The organism is Paenibacillus sp. 01L418 (assembly GCF_056400045.1).
On the sequence record NZ_JBFTSN010000147.1, the window covers coordinates 1 to 14,103 of the forward strand.

Below are 14,103 nucleotides of genomic sequence, written 5' to 3' on the forward strand. Positions count from 1 at the left end.
TTCCACCGTTTAGTACAAGGTTTCCATCTGCTGCAAGCATTAATTGATTAACACTTGTATCCGCAAAGCCCGTCGATTTGACATTAATCGTATATAATTGATCGCTTGCAAAAACAGATGGATCAATCATGATGCTGCCAGGCTGAAGGGTATAATTTGCACCAGCAAATACAGCTCCATTCACTTCAATTGCACTAATCGCCGTTCTCCAGGCTTCGTTATCTACAAAACGGATTTCTACCGCGCTCCCTACTAGGTTATCCGTTTTATCTGGTATTAAGGTTGGCGGGCGCAGCATTGGCGCATCCTTCACCTCCAGCACAACATTATCAAAGAAAATGTCATGCGGTGCAGCTGCACTTTTTGGAGTTTTGCCAAGTAAAAATTTAAGAGCGACATTATCATCGGTCATCATCTTAAATGTAAATTCAAAATGCTGCATCGAAGGCGTCAGCATCAAAGGTCCCGTATAAAAACGCCGTGTATAACCAGCATTTTCGAGAGCCGCTTCAATGTCCCGTGCTACCGTCGAACTCGCATCAAAAGAGAGCAAATACGTCATCCCCTTGGAAAGCTTAAGGTTCGAYTGGTTAAACATCACGTTCCAGGCTTCCCCTCCTACGTTTGTTACCGCTATTTTTGCAGCTCCATTCGATTCCGTGAATGCTGCTGTACCTCCTTGCGTAAACGGCTCCCAGCCGCTTAGCCCATTGGAGAAATCTCCATTCTTAAGCGGAAACAAATCGACGCCTGTAAAATCAACATTCAAATTTGTTGTGCGAATAAGCTTAATGTTATCCAGCTGAACCCCAGCGTTGCTGCCGCCTAACAAAAACTCAAGCTGCGCTTCCTCGTCTGTTACGTTAGGAGGCATCRTAAATGAGAGCTTATGCGAACTATTCGATGTATCTAGCTGAATCGCGTGTGGACCTGAATAAATCGTTGATCCGTCTTTTCTCTTAAGCTGTACGGTAATGGTCCGAGCGGCCGAAGCTTCTGCATCAAAAGTCAGCTCATACGAATCCTTTTGCAGCAGATTAATGCCCTGTTGGGTTAGTTTTATAGACGAAGCATTAGTACCACCATCAGAAATATTAACGTTTAACCTGCGCAATAATGGATCTACACTGATGTCAGCAGCAGCCGAATCCGTTATTTTTGTGTTCCAATAGAGCAGACGATCCATCGTCCCTAGATCAAAACCTCCATTGTAAATGTGATTGCCGTTATTCAGTGGAGCTTTTGCAGCACTTGGTTCAATTAACTCATCGATTTCCTCTAAATGAACATTTCCGATCCACACATCATTTACGTTTTGACCTAAATTGAATTCCAACCTCGCAGCAGCATTTGTTTTGTCTGACATGAGGAAGCGATACTCATAATTCCCGACCTGATCCTTCAAGGATGCTTCAAAGTTGTCGGAATAAATTCCCCAGCCGCTGTTCGCATCGCCGCCAAACTTCAAGCTCATGCTGCGCGGCGCTGATGCCTTTGCATCAAAGCTAATTTTGTAGGCCTGGCCTTTAACAAGCGTTACATACTGGACAAGCTGCAAGGAATATGGCACATTCCCGCCATTCGAAATGTCTACTTTGGCAAATGGTGACCCGTCAATCGGATCAACCGAAACCTCACCCGCTCCGCCAAATTCAGCCCCATGAAGGAAATTCCAGTAATTCATATCTATTACCGGATTTTCTACTGTGATGTTCTTAACGCCATGAGTATAAGCAGGATCATAAATGAAATTGCCATCTACAGCCGCTTTCCCATTTTGCGGGAACGAATCCTTTACAAGCATCGGTTCAACAGGCACCTTGTAAGGTCTGCCAGTAAGGTCTGCCAGTAAGCTCATAAGCACGCACATAGTCAATCTCCATCTGAGCTGACAACAAGGAAGGATCAGGCTTCAACCCGCCGTCATAATTGCCTCCTACAGCTAGATTGAGAATAATGTAAAACTCCTTATCAAATGGTGCTGGAAAAGCATATTTTTCGGGTTGATCTGCTCCCCAGCTATTCCAATCATTAAGCGTTTGAAACAAATTCCCATCCACATACCAGCGCAGCTCACCTGGTTCCCACTCTAAAGAATAAGTATGGTAACCCGTGATGTCCTCACCTTGGGGAAATTCATACTGCGCACCGGTAATTTTGTTATTAGGAGCATTTTTGCCAAAATGAATGGTACCATCAACTTCACCTGGCACTCGTCCTCTAGCTTCCATAATGTCAATTTCACCTGAGGAAGCCCATCCGCCGTATTCACTGTCCTTCGGCATCATCCAAAACGCCGGCCATAAGCCTTGACCCGCAGGGAGCTTAATCCGCGCTTCGAATTTGCCATAAGCTTTGCTGAAGGTTGGACTGGTCCAAAGCCGGCCTGACGTATATTGTTTACCGCCAAAATTCTCTTTTTTGGCTTTGATAATCATTTGGCCATTCTCGATCTTTATATTTTCTTTCTTATAAAACTGCAGCTCGTTATTGCCCCAGTCGCCTACGCCATACTCACTGCCGTTGCCAAGCTGATACGCCCACTTGTCAAGATCGACACCGTTTGTATCCAGATTATCTCCTACGCTGTCAAACTCATCATTCCATACGAGACTCCATATGTTTTTCTCTTGAATACTTTGGATCACTTGAGTAAGCTCATAACCAGTTGACCTAATCATGATGGTGTATGATTTAACTGCACTGAATTGGTTCTTATCGATTGTTAGCTTTCCTGAGGCAAGCTGATACGCTTCTTTAGGAAGCTTAGATTCATCGACAAATACATCAGTTATCGCATTTCTCCAAGCCTCATTATCATTAAAGGTAATGTCGATATTTTGACCCAATTCATTATCGGATACATCTTTTGAAATTACTGGAGGAAGCAGCAGCATAATATCATTTGAGCTGCGAGCCTTCTCGCCTGCTGCTTCCTTAGCTCCTTTCAGTTCAAGATGCACATTGTCGATAAATACGTCATGTGCCGCAGAAGGAGCATCAGGCTGCACTCCAAAAAGCAGTTTATAGGTTGCGTTGTCATCCTTTGCCATAGTGAACTCGTAGCTGTACTTTTTAGTAACCGTATCAAGCTGCAGCTTTTCATTTAAGAAACGATTATATGCGCTGTTCTCAACAACCGCTTCAATGGTTCGCGGCGAAGTTGCTCTGGCCAAAAAGGTAACGACATACGTTTTGCCTTTAACTAGCGCCAATGAGCCCTGCTGCAAAACAATATCCCACGCATTCAAGCCAGCGTTCGCTATCGCGACTTTCACCGCACCATTGTCATCTGTAATGGCTGCTCTCGAGGGGCCATCATAAATGCCCTGAATATGTGTGCTCCAATCCTGCATTCCTGCATCAAAATATCCATTTTTGACCAAGAAGGCTTTACTTCGTGCATCCTGCTGCTCCACATGTATGTTGTCAACAAATACATCATGCTCGCCTATCACAGTTGCACCGTCCAGTTTACCTAGCAGCAGCTTAAACGTCGGCGTAATGTCGCTCTGAACAAGCAGCTCGTAGCTGAACGTTTGTTTCGTCTGCGTCAATTGCACCTTTTTGGACAAATAACGCGTGCTGCCTACTTCAATAACAATTTCCATTTCAYGGTTTTTGGATGAACTTGCATCTAACGTTACCATATACGTTTTGCCTTTAAATAGATTAATATTATTTTGCATCAGCATGACGTCCCAAGGATTAACACCTTCGCTCGCAATCGCAATCTTCATCTCTTCGTTCTGAGCGTTAAAGTCCGCGCTTGAGCCCCATCCGTCATAACGTCCCTGCACATGCTCGCTCCAACTCACCTTGCCACTCGAGAAGTCGCCATTTTTCACCGGAAATTGATCTGCCAGCGCCAATTCGCCCGTGTTGTTGTTAGTCAATCGAATCATCTTAATATCGTCTAAATAAATGTCAGCCTGATGGCCGCCTAATAAAAATACCAACTGTCCATTACTATCGTTGGACTGCTCCATCGCAAACTGAAATGTATACTCCTTCATCTCGGATGCAAGCGAGATCGTCTCTGGAGCGGCATAGGCCGTACCATCTGATTTGTACACACCAATCTGAATGGTGCGTGCAGTAGCTGCTCTAGCCTTAAATGTTACCTTATAATCGTTTTCTTTCAGTAGATTGATACCCGACTGCGTAAGCGAGATCGACTTAGGCTCTGTTTCGCCATCAAGATTCGATATTTTAAGTTCTCTAGTTTCAGCATTCACCGATGCTGCAGCGTTGCCTCCAGCCTTATTGAAATTCCAATAAGTCAGACGATCGATTCGACCTAGGTCGAAGCTGCCGTTATACACATGATTGCCGTTCAACGGCTCTTTAGGGTCGTTATCATGAAACGGATCTGGGGAGGCGGTTTCTTCAACCTTCACATTGCCGATCCAGACCGGATTCGTGCTTAGTCCAAGGTTGAATTCGAGTCTAGCCAGCGTATCCGTCTCGGCACCCATTTGGAATATCATTTCATAGGATTGGATATTGTTTGTCAGCTTTACATCCATAATATCGGAGTAAGTCGTCCAGCCGCGTGTTTCCCCGCCGCCAAATTTGACGGTCGCATTTCGATTTGCATTCGATTTAGCGTCAAAAGTAAGCTTATACCATCTGCCTTTACCAAGCGTTACATTCTGAATGAGTTGAACCGCATGTATGGCATTCCCGCTGCTCGTAATATCCGCCTTGGCATAATTTACACCATTTAAAGCTTCAACAGAAATCGAGCCGTTACCTTGGAATGTGCTTACATGTACAAAATTCCAATAATTCGTATCTAAAGCTTGATTCGCCTCAGCAATGGTTGTGAACGGCTTGCTGTAGCTATTATCATGAATAAAATTACCTGCAATCGGTTCTTTATATTGATCTGGATATGGCTCTGAGTCGACGCTAGGCTCTACAGGCGTCTTATACGGTCTGCCAGTTAGCTCATAGACACGAACATAGTCGACTTCCATTTTCACTGGCAGCAGTGATGAGTCGGGTGTTATCCCACCGTCAAAATTACCGCCAACGGCCAAGTTCAAAATCATGTAAAACGGCTTATCAAACGGAGCGGGAAACGCATATTTTGCAGGTTGATCTGCTCCCCAGCTATCCCAATTATTAAGCTTCTGGAATAATTGTCCGTCAACATACCAACGAATTTCACCAGGCTCCCACTCTACACCGTAAGTGTGATAGTCGGTAATATCCGTTTCTTCTCCAAAAATGTAATCTGCACTTTTTGACTTGTTTGCCGGCCAGTTTTTACCGTAATGAATGGCTCCGCCGACTTTTTCCGGTAAGCGGCCGCGCGCTTCCATAATATCGAGTTCTCCAGATGAAGCCCAAACCCCATACTCGCTATCCTTCGGCATCATCCAGAAGGCAGGCCAAATGCCGTTACCTACCGGCAGCTTCATGCGAGCTTCAAATTTTCCATACGTTTTATTAAAGGTAGGCTCTGTATATAGTCTGCCTGATGTATATTTCTTTCCGCCAAAACCATCATCGTCAGCGGTGATCGTTAATTTCCCGTCCGCCACCTTAATATTTTCGGAGCGATAATACTGTTCTTCATTGTTCCCCCAGCCATCAAGGCCATATTGAGAGCCCGTGCCTAACTGATAAGCCCATTTGTCGAGGTTAACGCCATTTGTATCAACGTTGTCGCCACTTCCATCAAATTCATCATTCCATACAAGCTCCCATTCATCCACAGGTGCTGTTGTTGGTGTCGCCGTCGGTTCTGTCGTAGGTGAAGGTGTCGGTGAGTTTGTCGGTGCTGCTGTTGGAGTTGGTTGCGGAGTCGTTTGACCGCCACCACCGCTTTGACCTGAGCCAGACGGTTGTCCTGTTTTTACAATTCCRTTCTGAACAGTGACATCACTGCTTTTGCCTAAGCTATTTCCATTTAATGTCGTGCTTGAACCTGTATTAACCATTTGATTTACAGTACCATTTACCTGAATTGTCGTTCCTTCAGCTGTATCCGAAATCGTAAGTAATTGACTGCTTGCTCCAGCATCAATTTGTATATCAGATCCCGTTTCCACAATAAGCTGCTGCACCTGCGAAGAGCCTGTGAGTTCGACGCGTACTTTTCCAGCAGGTTTATTCACAATAAGCTTATTCAGCTTCGAATTTATAAAATGAATGCTGTTGATTCCGCCCCCATTGATGTAGACCGTTCCTTTCACATCCACATCCGTTAAATAGACATCGCCTTCGCCAATTCCCTGCGTTAAGAACAAATCCTTATCGATAGCAGTTTTGTTGATCTTTACTCCCGCTGTATTTACGACAGCATTTCCGGCTATTTTCAAATTTTCATAGGTGCCAGCTGMATTAATGATTTCACCAGCAATTCGGTCAAGCAATGTGATGGCCTCTGCACGAGTAATCGGTTTTTTCGGCCGAATGGTTTGATCCGGATAACCCGTTATGTATCCTCCTGCCAGCAGTTGCTCTAACGGTGCTTTTGCATAAGCTTGTACTTGATTATAATCCGTAAAGCTAGATAGCTGATTCCCATCTACCGCAGCCTGCTTAAACAGTTCAGCTGTTATTTTCGCAGCCTCCTGCCTCGTAAGTGGCGCGTCAGGCTTAAAGCTGCCATCCGGGTAACCGGTAATCACTCCAGCTTCCAACGCAGCAGCAACCTGCTTGCTGTACCAAGCGTCAGCGGCTACATCTGTAAAGGTATTCGAGCCTTTAGCTTCAAACTGAAAGATCGTATGAACCAGCTTTGTAAATTCAGCTCTCGTCACTTGACGATCAGGCTGCAAGCTCCCATCCGGATATCCGCTAAGCATCCCCTTAGAAATCCATTTTTCCAGCACTTTCTCGCCCCAATGCGCCGTTCCCTTCTCATCTGTGGCTGTCGCCGCACTGACAGCTGGCAAGCTGCTTGTGAGCATCATGAACACCAATATTATGGAGATAAACCGTTTATTCATGCTTCTCCTACATCCTTTCCGGATTATGAAATAAAATGATAACGCTTACTTGTCTTGTCAAGGAAACAGCCTGCCCCTTACAGCTAAATGATAAACTGCAACGTGACAGACTGTTTTCTCTATCTATTAAACTTTTACATGATGCCTCAGCTGAAAATAACTCCTTATTTTACGCTGTTGTACCAATCGTTAACTTCTTTTGTAATTTGTTCGCCGCCTGATTTTTTCCAGTTTTCAACCATCGTGTCGAACGAATCTACCGGTTGTTGCCCATATACGATTTTGCTGAACGTTTCATTAAGCAGCTTGTTCAGAAGCTCGTTTTTACTTTGCATCGTTTCCGTCAAAGGACCCATGTAGTAGTTTTTCATGCGGATCGAATTTTGGTCCATAACCACTTTCATCGCATCTGTATTCTCTTTTAGACGTGTATTAAACTCTTGTTTCTCGTATGGCGTTACCGGCTCTGCGCCGCCAGCAAGCTTAACATGCGTTTCTGCATAAAGAGTAGGAATACGAGCGCCTTCAAAAGTGAGCGTGTAGTAGAGCGGTGGTGCTGTTTGATCCTTCAAACCAGGGAATAGGTCTGGGTATTTTGCAATATCCGCAGTAATAGAGCCGTCTGGAAGTGTTGCATAATCATAACCTTCTGCGAAGCCCTTCTCGAATTCGCTGCCCGGCTGCGGGTTAGCCATATTATCGAAGAACCAGTTATAGTAGTGTAAAATAGCTTCAGGATTTTTAGCTTTTTTGTTTACGAATACATAACCGTTTGCTGGCGGGTTGCCGCCTGCGGAACCAATTTTGCCGTCTGGACCAGCAGGAATTGGATACGCTTTATATTTTGCGCCAGGAACGTTGTTCAGAAGATCTGGGAAAGGCCATGCTGGAAGCCAGTTTGGTCCAAAAATAATTCCCGCTTCGCCTTTAGTAAACAATTCCGAGCCCGTTGATTCATCAAGCAATGCTGAATCTTGTGAAATGTAGCCTTTGTCTAACCATTCTTTTAATTTTGTTAATGCATCTTTAGCTGCTGGATTGATCGAACCATGTGCCAAAGATCCATCCGCTGCTTGATTCCATTGACCAGGCATTGTGCCATAAGCACCAAACACGAAGCCGATATCAGTCATCCAGTTAGCGAAGCCATTTTTGAAGCCCGTTGCAAGGCCAATTGTATCTGCTTTGCTGTCTCCATCTGGATCATTCTTAACGAATGCTTCCATAACCGTTTCCATTTCTGCAAGCGTTGTTGGAGCCTTAAGGTTAAGCTTTGTCAGCCAATCCTCACGAATCCACATGACATGATCAGCGTTGTAGGCATAATCTAGAATAGGCAAGGCCATTTTGTCAGCGCCCCGGCTAATTGGCAGCCAGATGGTTGGATCAAGATCAAGGCCTGCTTTGTAAGTATCGTTCGCGTATTTGTCGACCAAATCGCCTACCGGCATAAATTGACCGGAGTCGATCAACATATTAACCGTTTCCATATCTCCGCGGTAAGTGACAACATCCGGCATTTCCTCACCTGATGACAGCATAAGGCGAAGCTTTGTTTTGTATGCATCATTCGTATTCGTTACAACCCAGTTGTATTTAATGTCAATGCCAAGTCTTTCTTTGATAAGACGAGTATGAACATTATCCTCAATGGACTCGCCTTCTTTGAAGATTGAACCATTTTGGTTAAGACCCCAAACTGTCGTTAACGTAATTGGTGTCGTATACTTGCCATCCGCAAAGCCTTCAGTGCTTCCTTCTTCAACCTTGGCTGGTTCGTTGCTCGCTTTGTTTGTTGCTGACGGACTGTTAGTCCCCTTGTTCGTGTTGTTTCCAGAACAAGCTGCGATTGCGAGCATAAATGATAGTACCAATAAGACCGAAAGCGACTTCTTCATGCCTTTACCCCCGTAAGTTAATTTTTGTTATTATTAACGATATTTGTAATATCGCTTGTTACCAATATACAGCTCGCTTTACAGCTCCGAAAGACCATAATTTTGTTATTGATGCCTTTTTCTTGCACTATTCTTTGACAGCCCCCATGATGATGCCTTTCACGAAATATCGCTGTAAAAAGGGGTATACAAGCAGTATCGGCAACGTACCAATGAAGATTTGCGCGGATTTAACGGTACGCTGCGAGATATGCTTAAGCTCGTTGACATCGGGATTTATTTTATTAAAATCCTGCTGTACAATGATCGTTTGCAAAAAGGTTGCTAATGGATATTTTCTATAATCTGTAATATATAACAATCCATCAAACCATGAATTCCAATGTGTAACCATGGTAAACAATGAAATCGTAGCTAAAGCCGGCATTGAAATGGGTAAAAATATACTCCAAAGCGTTCGGAACTGTCCTGCTCCATCCATGAGCGAAGCTTCCTCCAGCTCCTTCGGTACTGCCCGGAAAAAGTTCATTAGAAGCACCATATTAAATACGTTGATCGCCCCTGGCAGAATAAGCGCCCAAATCGAGTTCATTAAATCCAAGTTGCGAATAAGCATGTACGAAGGAACAATACCACCACTGAACAACATCGTAAAGAGAAAATACCACGTATAGACCGAACGGCTCTTAAATGTCCGTCCATCTTTGGATAATGCATAACCCGCTAGAATCATCAAAGTCATGCCGACGAGCGTGCCGAGCGCCGTACGCTTAAAACCTACAAAAAGAGCATTGTGAAAATTATCGTTATTCAGCGTTTTGGAATAGGCTTCAAAGTTGAAGCCGATCGGCCATAGCTTGACCAGATTCGCGTTGGCTGGCGAGCTGGCGCTTAAGCTTACAGCTAGAATATGAACGAGCGGAATAATACAAGAAATACAAATGATCGCGAGCAAAATATAGTTAAATACTGAAAAAGCTTTATAACCTGTTGTTTTGTGATACATGCTTTTTCTCGCCCCTCTCTTTCCTAGAAAATTCGATAACCTGCGTATTTGTATGCCATTCGGTAAGAGAAGACGATCATGATCAAACCGATTAGTGATTTAAACAAACCAACAGCTGTTCCAAAGCTGTATTGACCATTCAATATCGCTGTCCGATAGACGAACGTATCGATAATGTCTCCCTTATCGTATACAAGCGAATTGTATAGATTGAAAATTTGATCGAAGCCCCCGTTCAAAATATTGCCGAGGGACAACGTGCCTACGACAACTGCGATTGGAATCATCGACGGAACCGTGATGTGCAGCGTCTGCTTCCAGCGCGTGGCGCCATCCACCTCAGCCGCTTCGTACAATGAAGGATTTACACCCGCCAATGCCGCAAGAAACACGATGGTGTTAAAACCGAAGTTTTGCCAAATATCGCTTACGATAACGGTAAAACGGAACCAATCCCCGTTCCCAAGCCAAAATACGGAATCTATGCCGAGACTGTTGAGCATCTGATTCACGATTCCTTTACTGCCCAGCATGTCAGTAAGGATCGCACCTAAAATTACCCATGATATAAAATGCGGCAAGTACACCAAAGTTTGTACCACTCGCTTGAACAGCATTTTTCGAACCTCATTAAGCAGAATCGCGAACGTGAACGGCACGATTAAGCCAAAAACGATCTTTAAGCCCGAAATGATTAACGTGTTCCAAATGACCTGTTTGCTGTCTGGATACTCAAACATAAAGCGGAAGTGCTCCAGTCCAACAAGCTTCGAATGAAACATGCCGTTATAAGGTTTAAAATCCTGAAAGGCCATAATTAACCCGCTCATTGGTACATAAGCAAATATAAAGGTAACAATAGCCGCCGGAAGCAGCATGAGATGCAAGGGCCAAGTACGGCTAAATAGTTCTCTCGCTCTTTTATCCTTTTGTTGTCTTTGTTCTGGTTCTTGCTGCAGCGGTTTGTTTAGCGCACTTTCCACTGTTCTGCCCCTTTCCAAACAAAATTTGATTTGAGTTTTTTCATCTCTCCTGTATGATTAATTTTACCAGCAGTCTCTCCTGTTCTATAGACCACGATCTTTGGAAGCATGCCATTTTGTTTACTTATGTATCATTATTTTCATAAAAAGAGAGGACTCCAGCATGCGTTTAAGAGAAAACACATTTGCCAAAATGATTACATTGATCGTCCTTTTGCTTATCCCGATCATTATTTTGTATACGCTTTCTATACGGACAAGCATCGGAGTTATCACGGAAGAAATGAAATCGTTGAAGCAGAAGGACATTACATTTCTAGCGAGCGAGGTTGATAAAAGCGTAACAACGCTTTCGACGCTTGGCTTTCTGCTCAGCGAAGATATCCATATCCAGCAGCTGCAAAATTTACATTTAATTGAAAGCACATACCAGCGAAACGATGAGAAGCTGCGCATTCTCGAGAGGCTTCGCCTGCTCAATGTCGCACAGCGCTGGGATACGCAATACAGCATTACAGCGCCGGCAAGCAAGCAGCTCGTCTCAACAAATACGTATCTCTCGTATGATCTCGAATCGATCAAAAAAATATTGACCCCGACCTGGAAGTACGAGGAAATGACGATTCAAAACATAAAGCAAAATCGTTTCGTACGCCATATCGTCAAGCCAAAAAGCAAAATCACAGATATAGAGAAAGCCGGTATCATCGTTGAGATTTCTTTTCCAGAGGAGCATCTCATTAAAGATTTGGATACGTTCAAGCTGGCAGGCAAAGGCGATCCGTTTCTTGTCCATTCCGATGGGCGCATGATAAAAAATAAAACGGCCGATAAAGAAATGACCAAGAGCATTCAAGCGCTGCTCAAAAAAATGACCGTCCCAGAAGCGTCCAATCAAATTATGACGATAAATGGGGATGATTTTCTCGTCACCTCTGCGCATGTAAAAACGTTGGATTGGTATTTGATTGACTACGTACCGCTTGCAAATGTTTTGAAACCTATCGTCAAAAGCCAAAATTTATTTTACGGCTCCGTCGGTTTGCTGCTCATTATGAGCTTGCTCGCAGGTTATTTGCTTTATCGAAATGTACAGCGCCCAATCGGTTTGCTTATTCGGAGTGTGAAACGGCTGCAGGAAGGCAACTATTCCGCAAGAATAACGGTAAACCCCAAAAATGAATTTACTTATTTATTTCAAAGATTTAACGATATGGCTGCGAATACGGAACAGCTTATTCAGAAGGTTTATGTGGAGGAGCTTCGCAGGCGTGAAGCCAATGTAAAGCAGCTGCAATCCCAGATTAATCCGCATTTTTTATACAATTGTTTCGCGCTCATACGCAGCCTCGCTAGGCTGGATAAAAAGGAATCTGTCATGCGGCTTGCCATGCACTTGTCTACCTATTATCGCTATACGACAAGGGTCGAGAAGCTGACCGCAACGCTGAGGGAAGAGCTGCAGCTTGTTGAGAGCTATTTGGAAATTCAACAATTTCATATCCAGCACCTGTCCTATCGCATCGAGGTGCCTGATTCGATGCTTGGTGCTCAGATTCCGCGTCTGCTCCTGCAGCCTGTCGTTGAAAACGCGGTGCTGCACGGGATTGAACGATTTGACGGTGATGGGCTCATCACCATTTCCGGTGAAAGCAATGATCGCTATCACACGATTATTGTAGAAGATAACGGGATGGGGATGACGGACGAAGCCCTTCGAAAGCTGGAGAAAAAAATTATCAATCCGCCTGATGATACGAGCGGCTGCGCGCTGTGGAATATTAGGCAGCGGATGCTGTTCCAATTTGGTTCTGAGGCATCAATCAGCTTCCGAATTCGCGAAGAAGGCGGCGTTGCTGTGTACCTGTCTTGGCCGCATGAAAACTATGCCAACTAGATGAATGAATAGGAGCTGTTCACCATGTATCAACTTTTAATTGTCGATGACCAGCCTGATCTCGTAGAGGATTTAGCCAGTAATTTACCATGGAGCTCAGTTGGCATTGATTCCGTCTATCAGGCACACTCTGGGCGGGAAGCACTTGAAATTATGCAGGCTACGCCTATTGATATCGTCATTACAGATATTCATATGCCCGGCCTCTCCGGCCTTGATTTAATCGAGCAAATCAAAGCATCATGGAGCAATGTGAAATGTATTTTATTGTCCGGCTATAATGATTTTGAGTATGCCCAAAAAGCACTTCAGTTCCAAGCAAGCGACTATTTGCTCAAGCCTGCTGAAGACGAAGAGCTGCTGCAAGCCGTTCGGAAAGCAGCTTCCCAGCTGGAAGAGCATTGGAAGGAGGTCAGCTCGCATCAAAGCGCGCTAACCTCTTTGAAAGAAAATGTCCCTATTTTACGAAATCATCTTCTGCTCTCACTTCTGAAGGGACAGGCCTACAGCGACGAAAAATTAAAAGAAAAGCTCGACATTCTGAACCTCGCTTTTCATCCAAAAGAGCCATATTGTATGATGCTAATGCGGATGGAGGACTACTTCTATGAGCAAAGCGAACGTGACAGCTCGCTGCTTGAATACGCCGTGTGCAACATCGCGGAGGAAATATTTACAGAGGAATATAGGTTATGGCATACGAAGGACGAGCATGGCTACTTTGTATTTCTCATTATGGGCAAAGAAAATCAACGCCAAGAGCAAGCTTCCATGCTGCATCTCATTGAGCAAAAAGCAGCACAGCTTCAGCATTATGTGAAATTGTATTTAAAGGGGACCGTATCGTTAGTCATTACGAAGCAGGATGTATTTCCGCTTGAGCTTCGTGAAACCTATGATTTCTCTCTTATCAACTTTAGACAGCGCATTGGCAGTGAACGCGGATTTCTCCTCACACTGACAGAGGAATCACAGCAAGGAGAAGCGAATTCCCTCTCTCATTTATACAATCCGCCGCTGCTTATTCATTTGCTTGAGGCAGGACAATGGGACGCGATCGAGGAGAAACTAAATCTTGCGTTTGAGGAGCTGGAGCTTAAATGGGGCGAGTCGCATGAGCATATTTTGGAAACCTATTTCATGATTGCAAGCTCGTTAAGTTTCTCCATTCATAAAAACAAGCTGTGGATGTCCGACATTATGGGATCTGAGTTCAATCAACTGCTTAGCGGTCCCCACTTTCATACGATTAAGCAGCTTCGCACTTGGACGTCTGGCATACTTGATAACTATAGAAGCCATATGACTAGCAAAGTACAGCATTCTCGTTCCAGTACGATTCAGAAGGTTCAAG

At 44.3% G+C, this 14,103-nt stretch carries 7 protein-coding genes; 2 read left to right on the forward strand and 5 right to left on the reverse strand.

Going from position 1 to position 14,103, the window contains the following annotated elements; genetic code table 11:
- The 5 genes from AC1DSE_RS18085 to AC1DSE_RS18105 all read right to left on the reverse strand — a co-directional run.
- Window positions 1-1,858, reverse strand: a 1,858-nt coding sequence (locus AC1DSE_RS18085; protein WP_477527987.1) for a carbohydrate binding domain-containing protein, incomplete at its 3' end; no start/stop codon positions are given.
- Window positions 1,809-6,965 carry a family 16 glycosylhydrolase gene (locus AC1DSE_RS18090; RefSeq protein ID WP_477527985.1) on the reverse strand — a complete coding sequence of 1,719 codons (5,157 nt, stop codon included), beginning with the start codon at window positions 6,963-6,965 and terminating at the stop codon, window positions 1,809-1,811. The genes AC1DSE_RS18085 and AC1DSE_RS18090, both read right to left, overlap by 50 nt.
- A 164-nt stretch (window positions 6,966-7,129) precedes the next feature.
- Window positions 7,130-8,863, reverse strand: a complete 1,734-nt coding sequence (locus tag AC1DSE_RS18095) for an extracellular solute-binding protein (protein ID WP_477510998.1) — start codon at window positions 8,861-8,863, stop codon at window positions 7,130-7,132.
- A 127-nt stretch (window positions 8,864-8,990) separates the two neighbouring features.
- On the reverse strand, window positions 8,991-9,869 hold the full coding sequence (locus AC1DSE_RS18100; protein WP_441962930.1) for a carbohydrate ABC transporter permease: 879 nt from the start codon (window positions 9,867-9,869) through the stop codon (window positions 8,991-8,993).
- A gap of 23 nt (window positions 9,870-9,892) precedes the next feature.
- Window positions 9,893-10,747 carry an ABC transporter permease gene (locus AC1DSE_RS18105; RefSeq protein ID WP_477511052.1) on the reverse strand — a complete coding sequence of 285 codons (855 nt, stop codon included), beginning with the start codon at window positions 10,745-10,747 and terminating at the stop codon, window positions 9,893-9,895.
- 268 nt (window positions 10,748-11,015) lie between these two features.
- On the opposite strand from AC1DSE_RS18105, the gene AC1DSE_RS18110 reads away from it, so the two are divergent.
- Both AC1DSE_RS18110 and AC1DSE_RS18115 read left to right on the forward strand, forming a co-directional pair.
- Window positions 11,016-12,749: a sensor histidine kinase gene (locus tag AC1DSE_RS18110; RefSeq protein WP_441875682.1), complete on the forward strand. Its 1,734-nt coding sequence runs from the start codon at window positions 11,016-11,018 to the stop codon at window positions 12,747-12,749.
- A 24-nt stretch (window positions 12,750-12,773) separates the two neighbouring features.
- On the forward strand, window positions 12,774-14,103 hold a 1,330-nt coding region (locus AC1DSE_RS18115; RefSeq protein ID WP_477527986.1), incomplete at its 3' end, for a response regulator.

Coding starts and splice junctions, on each gene's coding strand:
- AC1DSE_RS18095 (WP_477510998.1), bottom strand. CDS start 8,863: ATGAAGAAGTCGCTTTCGGTCTTATTGGTACTATCATTTATGCTCGCA.
- AC1DSE_RS18100 (WP_441962930.1), bottom strand. CDS start 9,869: ATGTATCACAAAACAACAGGTTATAAAGCTTTTTCAGTATTTAACTAT.
- AC1DSE_RS18105 (WP_477511052.1), bottom strand. CDS start 10,747: ATGCTGCTTCCGGCGGCTATTGTTACCTTTATATTTGCTTATGTACCA.
- AC1DSE_RS18110 (WP_441875682.1), top strand. CDS start 11,016: ATGCGTTTAAGAGAAAACACATTTGCCAAAATGATTACATTGATCGTC.